The following is an 18,616-nucleotide window of genomic DNA, read 5'->3' on the forward strand; positions in this document are numbered from 1 at the left end:
TTGCCCTGATTTAGCCCTGTTGCCCGCCCGGCACCACCCCGGCCTCCATCAAGGCGTCATAGATCAGCGCATCCCGGCCATAGACATCGCGACGATAGTTCATCTGGCCCTTGGCACCGGGGAATGCGGTGAAATAGACGATATGCACCGGCACATGCACATCCAGCTTGATCGCCTGCTCCTGCCCGCTGTCCAACGCCTTCTGGAACTGGCCACGCGGATCATCGCTTTGCACTTCCAGCAGAGCATGGGCGAAATCGAAGGGATCCCCCAGCCGGATACACCCATGGCTGAAAGCCCGCACCTCACGCGCAAACAGAGATTTCGACGGCGTATCATGCAGATAGATGTTCCACTTGTTGGGGAACATGAACTTCACCAGCCCCAGCGCATTGCCATCCGAGGGCGGCTGGCGCATCGAGAACGGAAAATTGGCCGCCGTGTATTTGCCGAAGTTGATCTTGCCGCGATCAATCACCCGGCCCTTGCTGTCCACGATCTTCAGATGCCCCGCTGCGTTGGGATTCTTCTTCAGCAGCGGCAGATATTCCTTGGTGGTGATGGATCGCGGCACCGACCAGCTCGGGTTCACCACGATATATTCCATCTCGTCCGAGAATTCCGGGCTGCGGGTTTCCGGCGCGTTCTTGCCCACGACCGAACGGGTGGTGAAGGTTTCCTTGCCGTCGTCTATAATACGGGCGCTGAAATCGGTCAGGTTCACCCAGATATGCCGGTGCCCACGGTCGATATTGATCCAGCGCTCCCGCTCCATCGCCACGAGGATGGACTTGAGTCGGTCCTGCGGCGCCACGTTCAATTCGGCCAATGTGCTTTCATCAAGAACGCCGTCAGCCTCCAGCCCATGGGCAAGCTGGAATTGCTGAACGGCCTTCTGCACCTCGCCATCGTAATCGCGCGTGGCCGAGCGGCGCAGGTACCCCATGGCAACCAGCCGGTCGCGCAGCGCCACCACCTCTGCCCCACTGGCGCCGGGCTTCAGTTTCGCCGTCAACACTGGCCCCCAGCCGCCTTGCGCGATCTGCCGCTCCAGCCCGATGCGCGCCTTCATCAGTTGCGCATAGGCGGGGGCTTTCGGCGCCAGCCCGGCGAGAAAGGCCCCGAGGTCGCCATTTTCCAGCACGGCAAACATCTGCTCCACAGGCAGACGCGGCAATTCGCGCACGATGGTCGGATCTACCTTCGAGGGCGTCAGCACACCGGAATGCAAATCCTGCGCATAGTCGAGGAAGGCGCGGGTCATCCGCACATCCAGCCGCCCCCGGTCGCCCTCGGTGCGGGCGGCGCGAAAGGCATCGGCCAACGCCACCGCATCATAGCGCTGCACGGGCAATCCGTGATCGGCGGCATGGGACAAGGCGGTCAGCAGAAGGTTGCGCCGTTCGGCCTGATCTGGCGCGGTCCACAGAGGCGCATAGCCGTTCTGTGCGTAATAGGCGGCAATCGCGCTATCCGGCGCGGCGGCGGCGGCAATGGATTGCGTGAACGGGCTGATCTGCGCCTCCACCGGCGGGGCGACCAGAAAAGAGGCCAGGACCAGCGCAAGCAGAGGCGACATCTTCGGGCGGAATCCGGGTGCTGCGGGCATCTGAAACCTCTGAAAATCAGCTTTTCCAAGATTTCAGGGATTTCGGGCGCCGAGTCCATTCACCTCATCGTCCTTGCGGCAGAAAACCCACGCTGCAAGGGCATTTTTGTCGCATTTATGCAACGCGGCTGGAAATTGCTGAACGGTTCCCGAAAAATCCCGCCGTTCAGCAATTATTCGCCGATCTGCGCTTCACTGGCCTTCTGCGGCGAAACTTGCCCTTCTGTTACGAATCGTCCTGTGCCATAAAGTTTATGCACTTGGGGATAAGGGCAGAAACCGCAGACACATGCGGCAGAAGACTGAGGGACAGGCTTTCCGATGAGCAAATCAACACAATCCGTGATCTCACGGCGTGGCATTCTGGGTGTGTTCGCTGCGACGGCTGTTGTTGCAGCGCCGACCTATTCCAATGCGTTCGGGCTGTTGCGGGGGGCGGGCGATGTGCGCCGCGTCCGCATGTATTCGGGCCGTACCGGCGAAAGCATGGATACGATCTACTGGGTCGAAGGCAAATACATCAAGGAAGTGCTCACCGAGGTGAATCACTTCATGCGCGACTGGCGCACGGACCAGAGCAAGACGATGGACCCGCGCACGCTGGACATCATGGCCGCTTCACATCGGCTGCTGGATGTGTCGGAACCTTTCATGCTGCTGTCGGGCTATCGCAGCCCGCAGACCAACGCGATGCTGCGGTCCAAATCGGGCGGCGTTGCCAAACATTCTCTGCACATGGTGGGCCAGGCAGCGGACCTGAGGCTGAAATCGCGCTCGGTCGGCCAGATGGCCCGCGCAGCCGAGGCTTGCGCCTCTGGCGGGGTTGGCCGCTATTCCGGGTCGAATTTCGTGCATATGGATTGCGGTCCGGTGCGCCACTGGGGCGGCTGATCGTTACAAACCAGCGAAACAAAGGGCGCCTGCTGGCGCCCTTTTTCATTCAGCGTCCGGTTCTTGCCCAGTTTCGGCAGCCCGGCCCCGAAAGCCCATCGCCACCACGAATTTCTCGGAACTGTCAGACCGGCTGGCCGGGGGTTTGACATTGGCAACCTTCTTGAAGTTCCGCTTCAACATGGCATTCATCTCGTTTTCCGCCCCGCCCGCCAGAACCTTGGCGACAAAGGTGCCATCTTCGGCCAGCACGTCAAAGGCAAAGGCCAGCGCCGCCTCGACCAGAGCGATGATACGCAGGTGATCGGTGCCCTTGTGCCCCGAGGCGGCGGCAGCCATGTCGCTCATCACCACATCAGCCTCGCCGCCCAGCCAGCCCTTGACCAGCGCATCGGCATCGTTCGACAGGAAGTCGAGCTGATGGATCTCGGCCCCGGCGATCGGCTCCACCTCTTGCAGGTCCACGCCCAGCACAGTGCCAACCGGCTTTTTCGGGTTCTGGCCAAGCGCGTTCACCCGCTCCACCGCCACCTGGCACCAGCCGCCCGGCGCGCAGCCCAGATCGACGACCCGCGCACCGGGCTTCAGAAAGCCATAGCGTTCGTCCAGTTCCAGAATCTTGTAGGCGGCACGACCACGAAAGCCCTCGCGCTTGGCGCGCTGGACATAGGGGTCGTTCAACTGCCGCTCCAGCCACAGCGTGGACGAGAGCTTGCGCCCTTTGGCGGTCTTCACCCGCACGCGCAGTTCGCGCTGGCCGCGGCCAGAGGTGTTCTTGGGCGGTGTCGTCATGCGTAAGGTCCATCTTCCAGAACGCCATCGGCGCTCATCTGAGCATATAGCAGCCCCTCGCGCAGACCGCGATCCGCAACCGACAGACGGTCGGTCGGCCAGATGCGCATCAACGCCTGCAGAATCGCCGCGCCCGACATGATCAGGGCGTGCCGGTCGCGCCCGATGCGCGGATCGGTGCGGCGGCCCTCGGGGCCAAGGGAAAGGTAGTCGCGGATCACCGAGTCGATCTGGTCTGACGACATGCGCAGCCCGTCCACCTTGGTGCGGTCATAGCGGCGCAGCCCCAGAAAGCTGGCCGCAACCGTGGTCACCGTGCCGGAGGTGCCGATGATCTGGAACCCCGCGCGCGGGTTGTCGGCATTATAGGGCGAGAAACTGGCGAGGTTTTCCTCGAAGAACCAGCTCATCAGCGCAAAGCGCGCTGCATCATCATCGACATCGCCGAACTGATCCTTCAGCGTCGCGACGCCCAGCGGCACGGAGATCCAGTCCACCACCCGCGCGGCGGGCAAATCGCCATGCGCGGTGAAGCCGGCATGCAGCCGCATGATGGCGCGCGGGCGATCTTCGGGCGGCACTGCCGACAGGTCGATCCAGACCAGTTCGGTCGAGCCACCGCCAATATCGACAACCAGCAACTGTTCGGTGCGTGGCGACACCAGTGGCGCGCAGGAAATCACCGCCAGTCGCGCTTCTTCTTCCGGCGCGATGATCTCCAGCGCCAGCCCGGTCTCGCGCCGCACCTGCCGCATGAAATCGCGGGCATTGCGGGCGCGGCGGCAGGCCTCGGTCGCAACCAGACGCATCCGGGTGACACCGTGCTTTTCGATCTTCTTCTGACAGATGCGCAGTGCCTGAATCGTGCGCCCCATCGAGGCACGCGACAACCGGCCCGAGGCTTCCAGCCCCACGCCCAACTGGACAGTTTTCGAGAAACTGTCCACGACCTGAAACTGACTGCCCCGCGGTTGGGCAATCAGCATCCGGCAACTGTTCGTGCCCAGATCAAGTGCCGCATAAAGATGCGGACCCGCCGGGCTTTGGCGAGGGGGAGACGGTTCGACCGCGCCCGCCCCGACGGGGGCAAACATCTGCGGGATCGCGTCCTCCCCTCGGGGACGCTCGGGCGTCATGCTGCGCCCTCCATAGGTGGTTATCCCCAAACTAGTGCCTCTCCCCCCCTCGCGCAAGCGCCGATCCCGGGCCTGCCGTGCCACAGCCTGCAAGATGAGAAAAACTCATGCAGGACATGTATCTTTTTCCGATAGATCCCCCTCCCGCGCCCGGCGCGGGCCAGCTAGAAGGGCGGCATCACAGCGCTGTCGCTCCCTGTCTGCTGAATGTCGAAAACCGACACCGGGCGGGCACGGGCGACGCATAGAACGGATCCATCGTCACAGGGGGAATCAGCCGGTGCCAGAAGTTACCATCGTCTATTGGCGCGACATTCCGGCCCAGGTCATCGTGGGCAAGGGCCGCCGCGCCGCGAAGGTGCAGTTGCCGGAACGCTTTGAACAGGCCATCGACCGCTGTGCCATGAAGGTGGGGGCCAAGGATGCCGACGCCTATCTGGCAGAGTGGAGCAAGGCCCCCCCCTATGAGGTCGAGGGCGAGGCGGAAGAGGTCGCAAAGACCGAGGCCGCCCGTCTGGATGCCACCTATGACACCGCGCGCCTGAAAGCGCTGATCGAATCCGAGGGCCGGGCCGTCTCCTGACCGGAGCGCCCTGCCCCATTGCCGAGGAGCCGCCCCATGGCGCTGTTCAACTTCCGCCGCGACACCACGCCCGCCACGCCGGATGCCGAGCTGGAGGCGTTCCTCAGCGGCTATTCCATCGAGGTGATGCCCCGCACCGCCGAAAAGGTCGAGGATTTCCGCGCGCTGCTGCCCAAGGGCACCCGCGTCTACATCGCCCATATCGAGGGCACGCCGATTGCCGAGATGGTGGCAACCGCCAAGCGCCTGGCTCTTGAAGGCTTTCCGGTGATGCCGCATTTCCCGGCCCGCATCATCCCGGATCGCGCCACGCTGGCCGACTGGCTTGCCCGCTACAAAGGCGAGGCTGGCGTCGATCAGGCGCTGCTGCTGGGCGGCGGCGTCAACACCCCGGCGGGTGAATTCGACAGTTCGATGCAGTTGATCGAAACCGGGCTGTTCGACGGGTTCAAGCGGCTGCATGTGGCAGGCCACCCCGAGGGCAACCGCGACATCGACAAGGACGGCTCTGACCGGATCGTGATGCAGGCGCTGAAGTGGAAACAGGCGTTTTCCGAACGGACAGACGCAAAAATGGCCATCGCCACCCAGTTCTGTTTCGAGGCAGAGCCAGTGATCGCCTGGGTCAATGCGCTGAACGCCGCCGAGGTGAAGCTTCCGGTGCATATCGGGGTGGCAGGCCCGGCCAAGCTGCAGACGCTGATCAAATTCGCCATTTCCTGCGGTGTCGGCGCCTCGCTGCGCGTGCTGCAAAAGCGGGCGATGGATGTGACCAAGCTGCTGGTGCCCTACGAGCCGACCGAGTTCGTCTCGGCTTTGGCCGCGCACAAGGCACAGAACCCGGATTTTGGCATCGAATCCGTTCACTTCTTCCCCCTCGGCGGCATCAAGACCAATGCCACCTGGGCCACCGACCATGGCGGCGCCGCGGGCGTTCCGTCCCATCAGGCATAAGGATCAGACCATGACCCGGACCGTAATCGAATCGAAAACCAAGACCGTCATCATCGGCTTTGACGAACCCTTCTGCGTGATCGGCGAACGCATCAACCCGACCGGCCGCAAGAAGCTGGCGGCCGAGCTGGAGATGGGCAATTTTGAAACCGTGCTGAAAGACGCGCTGGAACAGGTCGCCTGCGGGGCGAATGTGCTGGATGTGAACTCGGGCGCCGTCTTCACCAACAAGATGGCCGAAGACCCGCGCTATGCCGACAACAACTTCGTCGAACCGCCGCTGATGCGCGCGCTGATCGAAGCGATTCAAGGCGTGGTCGATGTGCCGCTCTGCATCGACAGCTCGGTGCCTGCTGCGCTGGAAGCGGGCCTTGCCGCCTGTGAGGGGCGTCCGCTGCTGAACTCGGTCACCGGCGAGGAAGAGCGTCTGGAGCTGGTGCTGCCGCTGGTGAAAAAATACAACGTGCCGGTGGTGGCGATTTCCAACGACGACACCGGCATCTCGCCCGACCCGGATGTGCGCTTTGCGGTGGCGAAAAAGATCGTGCAGCGCGCCGCCGATTTCGGCATCCCGGCGCATGACATCGTGGTGGACCCGCTGGTCATGCCGGTGGGCGCCATGTCCAGCGCCGGGCAGCAGGTGTTCGCGCTGGTGCGCCGCCTGCGGGATGAACTGGGCGTGAATACCACCTGTGGCGCCTCGAACATCTCGTTCGGCCTGCCGCAGCGCCATGGCATCAACGCAGCCTTCCTGCCGATGGCGATCGGCGCAGGCATGACCTCGGCCATCATGAACCCGGTGCGTCAGGTGGAAATGGAGGCGATCCGTGCCGCCAACATGCTGATGAACCACGATGCCAATGGCGGCGAATGGATCCGCTTCTCCAAGGTGATCGAGGCGGTGGAGGCCGGGGCGAGCTTTGCCGAAGCAAGTGCTGCGCAATCCTCGGCTACGTCGGGCCGCCGCGGTGGGCGCCGCTCGCGCGGCTGATAACCGTTTTTTAACTATGGGAGGGCTACGGTCCTCCCATGACGCAGATCTCCCGCACCACCGCCCCCCAGCCCTGGATCGACCTGATCTTTGCCGCGAAATCGGCGCAAGGCGGTGTGATCCGCCGCAGCATCGGCTGGGTCGATCGGGAAATCGGGCGGGACCGCTTTCTTTACGAGGTGCGCCGCCGCGGCTTCCATCTGATCATGGCGGGCGACCAGTTCGTGATCGTCTGCGACCCACGCCCGATCCAGATCGTGTTCTGACTGATTTCCTGCGAAAATCAGTGTTCTCGCGTTTTCTGCGAAAACTCGCCAAAAGATCTTTCGCAGAAAGATCGCCGGTTTGATTCTTCGCAGAAGAATCGATCTTGTAACCCACAAGGACGCAACCGGGGCGCAATCTGCCGCGAACAGGCATTGCAGCCCGCCTGCCGCAGCCTAGAAATGCTCAGGCGGCCAGAATGGGGACAGGGATGACACGCCCGGTATCGGTAAATATGGCAGATCGTCCCGAAGACACATGGGATGATCCGGCCAGAGGCACGCTCCGGTGGAAGACGCTGATCTCCGCCGGGCTGACCCCCAGCGAAAGCCTTGTCTGCGGTGTGGCGCTGATGCGACAGGGCGAGCACTTCGCCCTGCATCACCATGCCGAGCCTGAAATCTATTTCGGGCTGGAGGGCGAAGGCACAGTGATGATCGACGGCATCCCGCACCGCCTCGCCCCTGGCATCGCCCTTTACATCCCGGGCAATGCCATTCATGGCGTGCCCGAAACGCAAGAGCCGTTGCGCTGGTTCTACACCTTCGCCCGCAACTCTTTTGACGACATCGACTATCACTTCGAACCCGTTCAACCGGGCCCGGACAAGAGGCAGACATGACAGAAGACGCGCTGGTGATCTTTACTCCCTCGGGCAAACGCGGACGTTTCCCGCTTGGCACCCCGGTGCTGACCGCCGCCCGGCAACTCGGCGTCGATCTCGACAGCGTTTGTGGCGGGCGGGGCATCTGTTCCAAATGCCAGATCTCGCCCGGCTACGGCGAATTTCCCAAATTCGGCATCCATGTCGATGACGAGGCGCTGACGGAATGGAATGCCGTCGAGGAGCGCTACAAGTCCAAGCGCGGCATGCTGGATGGGCGGCGGCTGGGCTGTCAGGCCCAGGTGATGGGCGATGTGGTGATCGACGTGCCGCCCGAAAGTCAGGTGCACAAGCAGGTCATCCGCAAATCGGCGACCCAGCGCGACATCGTGATGGATCCGGCCACCCGGCTTTTGTACATCGAAGTTGCCGAGCCGGACATGGAAGAACCCTCGGGCGATTTCGAACGGGTGGTGCAGGCGCTGCGCGAGCAATGGCAGGTAGACGCGGTGGAGGCCGATCTGGCGCTTCTGCGCCGGTTGCAGCCGGTGCTGCGCAAGGGGGCGTGGAAGATCACCGTGGCGCTGCACAAGGGCAACCACGATGCCCGCCACCGCATCCTTGAAATCTGGCCGGGCTTCCATGAGGGCGGGATCTACGGGCTGGCCATCGACCTTGGGTCCACCACCATCGCGGCGCATCTGTGCGATCTGCGCGACGGCGCGGTTCTCGCCTCCTCTGGCCTGATGAACCCTCAGATCCGCTTTGGCGAGGATCTGATGTCGCGCGTCAGCTATGCGATGATGAACCCCGGCGGCGATGTGGAGATGACGCGCACGGTACGCGAGGCGATCAATGCGCTGGCCGCCACCATTGCCGCCGAAGCCCATGTCGCCGAAGCCGATATTTTCGAACTGGTCTTCGTCTGCAACCCGGTGATGCACCACCTGCTGCTGGGCATCGACCCGGTGGAGCTGGGTCAGGCCCCCTTCGCGCTGGCCACCTCGGGCAGCCTGTCCCTGCCCGCCCGCGATCTGGATCTGACCCATGTCAGCCGCGCGGCGCAGGTCTATGTGCTGCCCTGCATCGCGGGCCATGTCGGCGCCGATGCCGCCGCCGTGGCGCTGAGCGAGGCGCCCGACCAATCCGAAGACATGGTGCTGATCGTCGATGTCGGCACCAATGCCGAGATTCTGCTGGGCAACAAGACCCGCGTTCTGGCCTGTTCCAGCCCTACCGGCCCGGCCTTTGAAGGCGCGCAGATCAGTTCCGGCCAGCGTGCCGCCCCCGGCGCCATCGAACGGGTGGAGATCGACGCTGTCACCAAGGAGCCGCGTTTCAAGGTGATCGGCTGTGATCTGTGGTCCGACGATCCGGGCTTCGCCAAGGCGACCGAGGCCAGCGGCATCACCGGCATCTGCGGCTCGGGCATCATCGAGGCGGTGGCCGAGATGCGCATGGCGGCAATCGTCGATGGCTCTGGCCTGATCGGCAGCGCCGATCAGGTGGGCACGCCGCGCTGCCGGGCCGAAGGCCGCACCAACAGCTATCTGCTGCATGACGGCGCTGCCGAGGGCGGGCCGGTGATCTTTGTCACCCAGACCGACATCCGCGCCATCCAGTTGGCGAAATCGGCGCTTTACGCCGGGGCGCGGCTGCTGATGGATACGATGGGGATCGACAAGGTGGAGCGGATCACCCTTGCCGGGGCCTTTGGCGCCCATATCAGCCCGAAACACGCCATGGTGCTGGGCATGATCCCCGATGCGCCGCTGGAAAATGTCACCAGCGCGGGCAATGCCGCGGGCACCGGCGCGCGCATCGCGCTGTGCAACCGCGCCGCCCGCGATGCCATCGAGGCGACGGTTCACAACATCCACAAGGTCGAAACCGCCATCGAGCCGCGCTTTCAGGAGCATTTCGTCAATGCCAATGCGATCCCCCATGCGGTGGACCTGTTTCCGCATCTGGCAGGGATCGCAGATCTGCCGCAGGTCAGCTACAACACCTCCGGGGCCGGATCGGAAGGGCGCCGTCGCCGCAAGGGGTGACTTCTGCAACCCGTGCCCTAAGTCCTGCCCATGACCGAGGATCCGATTGCAGATCTGCTGCTCCGCATCGCCGCGCAGGACCGCGCGGCGTTCCGCGCGCTTTATGGTGCCACCTCCGCGAAACTTATGGGGGTGTTGCTGCGTATGTTGAAACGCAAATCCGAGGCGGAGGATGCCTTGCAGGAGGTCTACACACGCATCTGGCTGCGCGCGGCGCGGTTCGATCCGGCGCGCGGGCGCGGGATGACCTGGGTCATCGCCGTGACCCGCAACCTTGCCATCGACAGGTTGCGCGCCCGGCCTGACGAAGAGGCCGATGGCGATGCCATCGACATTCTGCCCGACACCGCGCCGCGCGCCGAAAACCGGCTGGTTGCCCTAGGCGAGGCGCGGCGCATCGTCGAATGTTTCGCCACGCTGGAGCCTGCCAAGGCCGCCGCCCTGAAAGGCGCCTATCTCGACGGGCTGTCCTATACTGATCTGGCGCAGCGCCATGACGTGCCGCTGAACACCCTGCGTACCTGGCTGCGGCGCGGCCTTCTGGCGCTGCGCAACTGCATGGGCGGGGAGGCCACGGCATGACCCCGGATGACGATCTGGCACTTGCGGGCGAATATGTGCTGGGCACCCTGCCTTTGGCCGAACGCCTCGCATTCGAGACCCGGCTAAAGGCCGAACCCGCCTTGCAGGCGCTGGTTTCCGATTGGGAAAACCGGCTGGCCGAGCTGAATGATGCCTATGCCGAAGCGCCCGCCCCCGATCTGCTGCCCCGCATCGAGGCGCGACTGTTCCCGGTGGCGGCGCGCCCGCGCAGGCGCTGGTTTGCCTGGCTTGGCGGGGTGGCCACGGCTGCGGCCTTGGGCATCGCCACGCTGGCGCTGCTGCCGCCTGCCGTGCCGCCGGTGATTGCCACGCTGGGCGCCGAAAACTCGGCGCTGCGCTTTGATGTGCACCATGATGGGCAGCGCCTGATCGCGCAACAGGTGGCCGGGGCTCCGGCAGCGGTAGATCGCAGTTACGAGCTTTGGGTCATCGCGCCCGGTGCTGCCCCGGTGGCGCTTGGCTTGATCGAACCCGAGGGCCTGACACTCACCTATCCCGCACCGCCGCCCGGCTGGGTGCTGGCCGTTTCGGTTGAACCGCTGGGCGGCGCGCCGGAGGGCGTGCCGACCGGGCCGATCGTCGCCACGGCAGAAATTTCGCTGTGACGCGGTAAACTTGGATCACGGCGGCGTGAGTGCTGAAACTTCGCCGCCGCGACCTCCGTAACTTCTGGTGTTCAGGCGGGGATGGCCCGCCTTGCTACAAGGGAGTTACCGATGAAGACCATGCGCATGGCCACTGCCATTCTCGCCCTGTCCACCGTCGCCGCGTTTGCGGAAAATCCGATGGTCGGCGGTGCCCCGATGTACGAGACGAAAAACATCGTCGAAAATGCCGTGAACTCGGCCGATCACACCACGCTGGTCGCGGCGGTGCAGGCCGCCGGTCTGGTGGAAACCCTGTCGGGCGCCGGTCCCTTCACCGTCTTCGCCCCGACCAATGAAGCCTTCGCCAAGCTGCCCGCCGGCACCGTGGACACCCTGCTGAAGCCGGAAAACAAGGATCAGCTGACCAAGATCCTGACCTGCCACGTCGTGGCCGCCAATGCGATGTCGGATGCCATCGGCAAGATGATCGCCGATGATGCCGGGATGCACCCGGTGAAAACCGTGGGCGGCTGCGAATTTACCGCGATGATGGACGGCGACAAGATCCAGATCAAGGACGGTCAGGGCAATGTCGCCACCGTCACCATCGCCGACGTGAAGCAATCGAACGGCGTGATCCACGTCATCGACACGGTGCTGTTGCCCGCCATGTAAGCGTCACGCGTTCCGACGGCGGGGCCCAAGCCCCCACTTGCCCCGCTTCCGGCAGAGCCGCATCCCATGGGTGCGGCTCTTGTCTTTTCGCGCGATCTTCCCTCTTGACGACCCGCCGCGCCTCGCTTACCTCAGGCCTCACGCGGGTGTAGCTCAATGGTAGAGCCGCAGCTTCCCAAGCTGATGACGAGGGTTCGATTCCCTTCACCCGCTCCAGCAAAATCATGCATAATAAATTGATATTGCACGGGAATTTCCGGACCGTAAGAGCAATTTCTGCGCATCATAATTCAGAACATTTGGACAACACTGGACGATTTCTGCCATAGAATCCCAAAGAGTCCCGAAGAAATCCCCGAAGGATGTTCTAGATTCGCCCCCGGCTGATCAAACCAGGGGCTTCCCGCCACACGAATGCTGGTCCAAGCCGGTGCACGGCGCGGACCAGTCATGGGAACCGGCTCAGATGACTGGTTGTTCATCTCCCCCGTGAGCAACCGCAGCCCCTGCGGCGCGCAACTTTTTCAATGGACAACGTAATCCGGCGAGTTGTTGGGGGTCGCGCCAAGCTGCCATTTGCTGATCGCAGTGGGCAGGGATGCGGGTAGATGCCGCGCAATGAGGAAGGTGCACTCCTCAAGGGCATGAGCAAAATAAAGGGGCTCCATTTCCGCACCATCCAGCATGATCCCGGAGATGAAGCGCAGCTTTGCGAGTGCCTCTGCCATGGAAACCGGAGAAGCTTCCAGAATGGCGTGCTCTACCATGGCCATGCGTATCCGGCAGGCCTCGACCTTGAGGTCAAGCTCTTTGAGTTCGGTCATGACCTGAGGCTCAACAGACAGAAGCGCCGAGCGGATCGACCCGGGTAAACGCCCAGGTACGACTTTCACAATCTGCTCACAGTACTCGCGGAACTGGTCGAATGTCAGATCTGACAAGTCGCGGTGAAGGTCATCGTTTGCATGAGCGGGCGCGGGATTCCGGCCGAGTGAGCGCGAGAGCACTTCCTGCCTCTCAACGACGGCTTCGCATTGCGCCTCAACCTCAAGATAGTTCAGGAACATTTCGATGATGTTCGCAGCCATTATTTCTCCCTTCGAAGACGCTGGAGGTGATCAAGTCTGATAGATCTGTGATGCCATAAATTGATTAAAAATTTCTGAAATTGTACTCGATACCATGAAAAGTCTAGAATCTTCAAGTTTACGGAGAATCGCTTCACGAGTTAACTTTTCGTTTCTCGATTTGGCGGACCATCAGAACATAACTGTTTCTTGGGGTGAACCAGATGGCCGTCATTAATGGAACAACGCAAACAGAGAGCATCAGAGGTGACTCTGGCAATAACACAATTTACGGTGGCGGCGGTCACGATACTTTGATCGGGAATAGCGGGAGCGATCACATCGTTGCGGTCGGTTCGGGTGGGATGTTGGTTGGCTTTAACGGCGATGACAAAATCGAAGCCACCAAGCGCAACTATGGTCAATACCACATCTATGGTGGCAGCGGCGATGACCTGATTGAGATGAGCCTCGAAAATCGCGCCACGTGGGGACCCCAGGGCTTCCACGTCTATGGAGGAGAGGGCCGCGACATCTTTAACTTCAATGAATCGGAAAAGCTGGCCGAGACTTTGCTCAGCAGGATTGATGACTTTCAATATGGCGTCGATGTGCTGAAAATCGATGGAAATATCATCAACCTGTTCAACCTGCCGAAATCGATGAAGGTAATCGAGTTTCAGGGACAGCAATGGCTGGTCGCAGGGCAAGCCATCATCGGGCTGGAGGGCGCCAGGATCATCGGGCCCGGATTGGATGAACCGCACTTTCCCGCCCTGCCCGACGATATCCTGATGCGCCCCAACGTGGGTTATGAAAACCCATTCAACTTCGTTCCGATTGCAGGGATGCATCACGGCAACCTGATCGAGTCCATGCCCTCCATGCAGGGCGGGCACAGTGGACACGAAATCTTGTCGGACGATGCGCAAATTCACGGCACCGACATGGACGATTATATTTCCGCCTACACGACAAGCAGCGTGATTCATGGGATGGCCGGAAACGACACGGTCAACGCGGGTCAGGGGCGAGATTCCGTGTTTGGCGATGCAGGTGCTGACCAGCTCGCCGGAGGTGTCGATAATGACGTTGTGAGCGGCAACGGGGGCAACGACATTCTGTATGGTGGCGGTGAGAACGACAATGTCTCTGGCGGCGGAGGCAATGACCGTATTCTCGGCGGCCCGGACCAAGACAAGCTTCTGGGCGGTACTGGCTCGGACAACATTTTGGCTGGAAGTGGCAACGACATTTTGTACGGGGGTGCTGGCAACGATCACTGTGACGGAGAGTTGGGCAACGATGCCCTCTACGGGGGAGACGGCACTGACACCGTACGCGGAGGTGCCGGAACAGACACAGTGCTCGGCGGCACAGGTGCAGACACGTTCGTCTTCCACAAAGGAGATCTTGCAGTTTGGCTTAAGCTCGATGGATCCACCGAGGACAAACTGGATCAACTGGACATCATCCGTGACTTTACGATTGGTGAAGACAGGATATCTTTTGCAGGCCGGAGCACACCAATTGTGATTGATGATATCAGAGCTTGGGCGACAGATTTTCATGGTGATGATGTCTACATCATTATGCTCAAGTCGACGGGTGAACGACTGATCATCGAGACCGATGCAAGCTGGCATCAGATCATCACGGAAGATAACTTCTTGTTTTAGACGCACCTGCCCTCGCGTGCCATGCTGCGAAAAAGACGTGGCACGCTCCTGCTCTCTAATCAGCATTTGGTATCACATATCGGTAGGTTTGAGATCCCTTTACGACGTCTCTATAGTAATCGAGTGCTTCGAGTTGATCTAATCTGATACTCAACGTTTCCATGAGAAATTCTTCTCCTGGTCCTTTGAATACCATGACATGGCTTTGGGCTTTTCCCGGCCATAGTGCCGGGTTGAGTTCCTCATAGTTCTTGGACCCGGCTACCCCTGGAAGGCTGTATGCGTTTTTTGGTTCTGCAGTTGTGACAGATCTGAAGCGAACTGCAGCAAGCGGTACGACTCCGGTGTTTGTCATATCACACTCGATGCCAACCCTATCGCCGACGCACAAATCCTCCCTGATGCGGCAATTCGATATCTCCAAGGGTACACTCGTTGCACTGACCCCGACACTAAACAACAATGCAATCCAACCCACTTCTGTCATCTCCAGAGGTTTGCACAAGTTTGCGAGTTGTACTCCGCCTGCTACGGGTCTATGCACACAAATCCTGTTGAATATTATCCAAGGGGTAGGAAATCCAAAATCTACATAGACGGCCTATGGTCTTGGTTTCCACGCACTGCATCGAAGTCGATGGAGACGTTCCGACGGCACATGTTATTGATCAAGACCGAAAGCAGATGCGAACGTTCAGCTTCACAAGATGCGCGTTCCGCACAGGCAGCAATTGAGAATGAAATTAACAGTTCGTCTTCGGGCATTCTGCACCACCTCCACCTTAGATTGCAGAATCACGTTATGCCGAGGCGAGTTAATGGCCAGTTAACATTGAGTAAGTATGGCGCGACACCGAAGCCAAGTCGGTTTGAGCGTTCCCGTCAGCTCTGTCGTGTTGACTCGTAGCGGCAGTACACCGGACGACCAAGTCTACAACACGACTGATGCACTCTCTGGATGCCTGGGTATCCCCACGGCTCTCTGCCAAAATTGCTGCATTCAGTGCACATAAAATTAGCGGATTTTCGATAACCTATACTCCATAAATTGAACATTTATCCACATATGTCGAAACAGTTAATAAATCCTTAAGGATGATGATTACCCCCCGGCTGATCAGACCGGGGGATTTTTCACCGCGCTCAGCAGATACCCAAGCCTGGGTGCGGGCCAGCTCGGCCAGCCGCCCGATTGCGCAGGGCAGTCAGCGCGCCTTGTCACGCTGGCGGCTTGCCCAGAGCGCAGCCAGTACCGCACCGACAGCCAGCGCGGCCTCAATGAGGGGTTGCTGCAAATCAGCGGGAATCCAGCCCTTTGCGACGGCATAAGCCAGCGCGGGCGGCAGAACGTGGCGCGCAATACGGGCGACTTCGGTTTGCATGGATCAGAGTCCTTTCAGATAGGCCAGACAGGCCCCATGGATGGCCCGTGCGAGGGCCGAGAAATTGCGGGTGGCTGCGTCACAGTCGCCGGGATTGCTGCCGAAATACGGCTCCAGCAGCACGGCAGGCGGTCGCCCGGCGTGCAGACTGAGGCCGCCACGGTCATTTTTGCTGCGCGCAATGATGCCGCGATCTCGCAGGCCGAGCGCCTGCACCATGGCGGGCTGGATCAGCCCCGCCAGACGGCGCGACCCGACGGACCCGCTGGTCAGCGTTTCGGTGCCGGTGGCATTCGCCGGGCCGCCGTTGAAGTGCAGCTCCACCGATGCCAGCGCCCCCTTGGCGCTCAGAGCCGAATAGGTCTCGCGGATCTCGGCGCTGTAGGGGCGACCTGCCGGGCGGCGGAATATCTCGTAAATACCCGGCCCGCTGTCGCGGATGGCGGCAGCCAGGTCGGCGCACCAGTCGTATTCGGTGCGCTGGTCTGTCACCCGGACAGCCCCCTGCGACCGGACGTTGTGCCCGATCACCAAGGCGATCTTGGTCATCTTTCTCTCCATGAAAAAAGCCCCGCACGAGGCGGGGCGGATGCAGAAAGGCGCCCCGAGCGGGAGCGCCTTGGTTCAGTAGGACATCAGGCCATTCGCGGCCTGAGAATCCCTGAATACACACTTATATGCACGGTCAGCTTGACGGCCCGGCCAGACATGTGTATATATTTACCCACAAAGGAGGGGCGATGGAGCTTGAGACAAACTCCCGAAAGCTCTTGAAGGTTCTGAAAGACGCAGGGTTCGAGGAAGTGTCCAAGCGCGGATCACACCTCAAACTTCGGAAAGGGGATCGAACCGTGATCCTGCCGCACCCGAAGAAAGACCTGCCGCTCGGAACCGTGAGGAGCATCTATGAACAGGCGGGGCTGATCTAGCCCCGCCCACCATCGCCCCTTCACAACAACCACAGGCGCAGAAAGGAACACCATGCGTTACTTCACCGCCATCATTCACCAGGACGGGGGCAGCGCCTACGGCCTGACCTTTCCCGATCTGCCCGGCTGCTTTGCCGCCGCCGACAGCTGGGATGGCATCCCTGCCGCCGCCACCGAAGCCATCGACCTGTGGTTCGAGGATATGCCGGACGTGGTTCCCGCCTCGCTCGAAGCAATCCGCCACCGCCCGGATGTGGCCGAGGCTTTGGCATCTGGCGCAGTCCTGATGCCTGTGCCCTATATCCCGGCAGATACCGCGATGGAGCGGGTCAACGTCTCGATGGAGCGCGCGTTGCTGCGCGCCATTGATGAAACCGCCAAGGCGCGGAAGATGACGCGATCCTCGTTTCTGGCATCTGCAGCGCGGCGCGAACTGGTCGGGACGGCGAGCCGATAAACGCAGCGCCACCGACTTCCGCCCGGTCAGCGCTTGGCCTTGCCGATTGTGCTTTCAACGATGTCCCGCGCGCCGCGCGGGCCGAGGTATGACAGCACGGCCACCACCCCCGTTGTAACCTGCGGTGACAGGCCGAGATATTGCGCCAGAGACTCGGCCACCAGCGCCATGGCAACAGCGGTCGGCACCTCCCAGATCAGGTGCCAGCCGATCCATGGCCGCCGCCCGGCACGTGCTTCGCCGCTGTGATAAACCAGCCTGCCGAGCACTGCCGCAAGAAGTGTGGTCGCAGCCGCGCCCCACAGCGCCCGCAGCGCGTCAATCAGGCCAGACGTGGGTGGTGTATCCATCATGTTTCCACGCAAGAAAAAGCCCGCGCAATGCAGGCGGATTTGTCAGTTCGTTTTGCCACCATCTGAGAACACGCGGCACATTGGACACTCAGGCCAGATGTTAACCATTTGTTAACCACTCGCCCCCAGATTGAATTGAGGATTCGGAGACAAGCCAATGAACCTGCGCCTCTCACACCCGCCCATCGCTGATTTTGTGGATGACTTCATGGCACTTTGGCCCGAGGTCGGCCCCCTGCCGCAGCATGAGACAAGTTCGGGTGCCAAAAAGGCACCCGAGAAATTCCCTATCAGCCTGTTCCGCCGCCAATCAGTGCAGCTCACAAAACTGCCTGGCCGCCCTTGAAGCACATACCGGCGGACTAAATTTTCGCCCCTCTACCGCGCGCACAGACCAACCATGTCACACCACAGCCAGACAGACTGCGGCTCGCCGAGCTTTGCGAGGCCGATGGAGGCCGCCACGCCACCGCAGGCGATGAGGACAGCGAGAATAAACGGCACGATCCCTTCATTCTTCACAGCAGGCGCTCCATCGCCGCGTCCACCTCCCCCACCGTGTCCGCCGCTTCCACCGCCGCGGCCGTGCCCAGCCGCAGCGCCTCGAGCTGGGCGGCGGCCTGGCGCCACAGATCTGCCATGCCCAGCCAGATCTGCGCCAGTTGCCAGGCGTCGGGGGCGGTGATGCCGATCTCGGCGGCGAGCAGCGGATAGGTGGCGGGGTCGGGCGCGGGGTCGGCGATGTAGCGGGCGGCCTCGGCTTCCTTGGCCATGTAGATCATCTGCTGGCCGGGCAGCGTGGTGATCATGGTGGCGCGGGCGGCGCTGATCCGGGCGGTGATCTCGGTGCGGGCTTGCGCCTTGGCCTCGGCCAGCGCCTCGGTCGCGCGGGTTTCGGGGGATTTCATCAGGGTCCAGTCGATCATGCGACCACCTCCGGGGTATAGCTGGGCAGGGCCACCGGGCCGTCTTCGGTGACATGGATCGGGGCGGGATGGATCACCACCTC

At 61.7% G+C, this 18,616-nt stretch carries 22 protein-coding genes and 1 tRNA gene; 15 read left to right on the top strand and 8 right to left on the bottom strand.

Going from position 1 to position 18,616, the window contains the following annotated elements:
* Positions 1-10 precede the first annotated feature (10 nt).
* The gene (locus tag BMX43_RS18430) at positions 11-1,579 is read right to left on the bottom strand and encodes a L,D-transpeptidase family protein (protein ID WP_245749537.1); all 1,569 of its coding nucleotides are present in this window, start codon (positions 1,577-1,579) and stop codon (positions 11-13) included.
* 351 nt (positions 1,580-1,930) lie between these two features.
* Between BMX43_RS18430 and mepK the strand changes: the two genes are divergently transcribed.
* Positions 1,931-2,500, top strand: coding sequence for a peptidoglycan L,D-endopeptidase MepK (gene mepK / locus BMX43_RS18435; protein WP_091303621.1), 570 nt, complete (start codon positions 1,931-1,933; stop codon positions 2,498-2,500).
* 45 nt (positions 2,501-2,545) lie between these two features.
* Here the strand turns inward: mepK and BMX43_RS18440 are convergent, their stop codons facing one another.
* Both BMX43_RS18440 and BMX43_RS18445 read right to left on the bottom strand, forming a co-directional pair.
* The gene (locus tag BMX43_RS18440; RefSeq protein WP_091303622.1) at positions 2,546-3,292 is read right to left on the bottom strand and encodes an RlmE family RNA methyltransferase; all 747 of its coding nucleotides are present in this window, start codon (positions 3,290-3,292) and stop codon (positions 2,546-2,548) included.
* Entirely contained in the window at positions 3,289-4,428 is a 1,140-nt protein-coding gene (locus BMX43_RS18445) for a Ppx/GppA phosphatase family protein (RefSeq protein ID WP_091303623.1), read from the bottom strand. Before BMX43_RS18445 ends, BMX43_RS18440 begins: the two co-directional genes overlap by 4 nt.
* Before the next feature lie 280 nt (positions 4,429-4,708).
* Between BMX43_RS18445 and BMX43_RS18450 the strand changes: the two genes are divergently transcribed.
* From BMX43_RS18450 to BMX43_RS18495, 10 genes are all read left to right on the top strand, one after another.
* Positions 4,709-5,011, top strand: a complete 303-nt coding sequence (locus BMX43_RS18450) for a virulence factor (RefSeq protein WP_091303624.1) — start codon at positions 4,709-4,711, stop codon at positions 5,009-5,011.
* A gap of 36 nt (positions 5,012-5,047) precedes the next feature.
* Entirely contained in the window at positions 5,048-5,965 is a 918-nt protein-coding gene (locus BMX43_RS18455; RefSeq protein WP_091303625.1) for a methylenetetrahydrofolate reductase, read from the top strand.
* Between the two features lie 10 nt (positions 5,966-5,975).
* Complete coding sequence (locus BMX43_RS18460) at positions 5,976-6,956, top strand: methyltetrahydrofolate cobalamin methyltransferase (RefSeq protein WP_091303640.1); 981 nt, start codon at positions 5,976-5,978, stop codon at positions 6,954-6,956.
* A 38-nt stretch (positions 6,957-6,994) separates the two neighbouring features.
* Positions 6,995-7,222 (top strand): N-(5'-phosphoribosyl)anthranilate isomerase, encoded by a 228-nt coding sequence (locus BMX43_RS18465; protein ID WP_091303626.1) that lies wholly within the window; start codon positions 6,995-6,997, stop codon positions 7,220-7,222.
* Positions 7,223-7,431: 209 nt separating this feature from the next.
* Complete coding sequence (locus BMX43_RS18470) at positions 7,432-7,842, top strand: cupin domain-containing protein (protein WP_175482187.1); 411 nt, start codon at positions 7,432-7,434, stop codon at positions 7,840-7,842.
* Entirely contained in the window at positions 7,839-9,875 is a 2,037-nt protein-coding gene (locus BMX43_RS18475) for an ASKHA domain-containing protein (protein WP_091303628.1), read from the top strand. Before BMX43_RS18470 ends, BMX43_RS18475 begins: the two co-directional genes overlap by 4 nt.
* 30 nt (positions 9,876-9,905) lie before the next feature.
* Entirely contained in the window at positions 9,906-10,457 is a 552-nt protein-coding gene (locus BMX43_RS18480; protein WP_091303629.1) for a sigma-70 family RNA polymerase sigma factor, read from the top strand.
* The gene (locus BMX43_RS18485; protein ID WP_091303630.1) at positions 10,454-11,083 is read left to right on the top strand and encodes an anti-sigma factor; all 630 of its coding nucleotides are present in this window, start codon (positions 10,454-10,456) and stop codon (positions 11,081-11,083) included. Before BMX43_RS18480 ends, BMX43_RS18485 begins: the two co-directional genes overlap by 4 nt.
* A 111-nt stretch (positions 11,084-11,194) precedes the next feature.
* Positions 11,195-11,740, top strand: coding sequence for a fasciclin domain-containing protein (locus BMX43_RS18490; protein WP_091303631.1), 546 nt, complete (start codon positions 11,195-11,197; stop codon positions 11,738-11,740).
* Between the two features lie 142 nt (positions 11,741-11,882).
* Positions 11,883-11,956 (top strand) — tRNA-Gly (locus BMX43_RS18495).
* Positions 11,957-12,264: 308 nt separating this feature from the next.
* Here BMX43_RS18495 and BMX43_RS18500 read toward each other — a convergent pair.
* Positions 12,265-12,828, bottom strand: a complete 564-nt coding sequence (locus BMX43_RS18500) for a hypothetical protein (protein WP_091303632.1) — start codon at positions 12,826-12,828, stop codon at positions 12,265-12,267.
* Positions 12,829-13,031: 203 nt separating this feature from the next.
* Here BMX43_RS18500 and BMX43_RS18505 point away from each other — a divergent pair, with 203 nt between their 5' ends.
* A complete protein-coding gene (locus BMX43_RS18505) occupies positions 13,032-14,486 on the top strand; it encodes a calcium-binding protein (RefSeq protein ID WP_091303633.1) in 1,455 nt (484 codons plus the stop codon).
* Positions 14,487-15,691: 1,205 nt separating this feature from the next.
* On the opposite strand, the gene BMX43_RS19935 is transcribed toward BMX43_RS18505, so the two are convergent.
* Positions 15,692-15,868 (bottom strand): Pam3-gp28 family putative phage holin, encoded by a 177-nt coding sequence (locus tag BMX43_RS19935; RefSeq protein WP_175482188.1) that lies wholly within the window; start codon positions 15,866-15,868, stop codon positions 15,692-15,694.
* 3 nt (positions 15,869-15,871) lie between these two features.
* Positions 15,872-16,417, bottom strand: a complete 546-nt coding sequence (locus BMX43_RS18510) for an N-acetylmuramoyl-L-alanine amidase (RefSeq protein WP_175482189.1) — start codon at positions 16,415-16,417, stop codon at positions 15,872-15,874.
* A gap of 191 nt (positions 16,418-16,608) precedes the next feature.
* Between BMX43_RS18510 and BMX43_RS18515 the strand changes: the two genes are divergently transcribed.
* A complete protein-coding gene (locus BMX43_RS18515; protein ID WP_091303635.1) occupies positions 16,609-16,797 on the top strand; it encodes a type II toxin-antitoxin system HicA family toxin in 189 nt (62 codons plus the stop codon).
* Positions 16,798-16,849: 52 nt separating this feature from the next.
* Positions 16,850-17,254 (top strand): type II toxin-antitoxin system HicB family antitoxin, encoded by a 405-nt coding sequence (locus BMX43_RS18520; protein WP_091303636.1) that lies wholly within the window; start codon positions 16,850-16,852, stop codon positions 17,252-17,254.
* A gap of 26 nt (positions 17,255-17,280) precedes the next feature.
* On the opposite strand, the gene BMX43_RS18525 is transcribed toward BMX43_RS18520, so the two are convergent.
* A complete protein-coding gene (locus BMX43_RS18525) occupies positions 17,281-17,604 on the bottom strand; it encodes a phage holin family protein (RefSeq protein ID WP_091303641.1) in 324 nt (107 codons plus the stop codon).
* Positions 17,605-17,764: 160 nt separating this feature from the next.
* Between BMX43_RS18525 and BMX43_RS19580 the strand changes: the two genes are divergently transcribed.
* Positions 17,765-17,953, top strand: coding sequence for a hypothetical protein (locus BMX43_RS19580; RefSeq protein WP_139201627.1), 189 nt, complete (start codon positions 17,765-17,767; stop codon positions 17,951-17,953).
* Between the two features lie 172 nt (positions 17,954-18,125).
* Here BMX43_RS19580 and BMX43_RS18530 read toward each other — a convergent pair whose 3' ends face one another.
* Positions 18,126-18,533: a hypothetical protein gene (locus BMX43_RS18530; RefSeq protein ID WP_091303637.1), complete on the bottom strand. Its 408-nt coding sequence runs from the start codon at positions 18,531-18,533 to the stop codon at positions 18,126-18,128.
* Positions 18,534-18,616 lie beyond the last annotated feature (83 nt).

Source organism: Gemmobacter aquatilis, assembly GCF_900110025.1.
GTDB lineage: Bacteria > Pseudomonadota > Alphaproteobacteria > Rhodobacterales > Rhodobacteraceae > Gemmobacter > Gemmobacter aquatilis.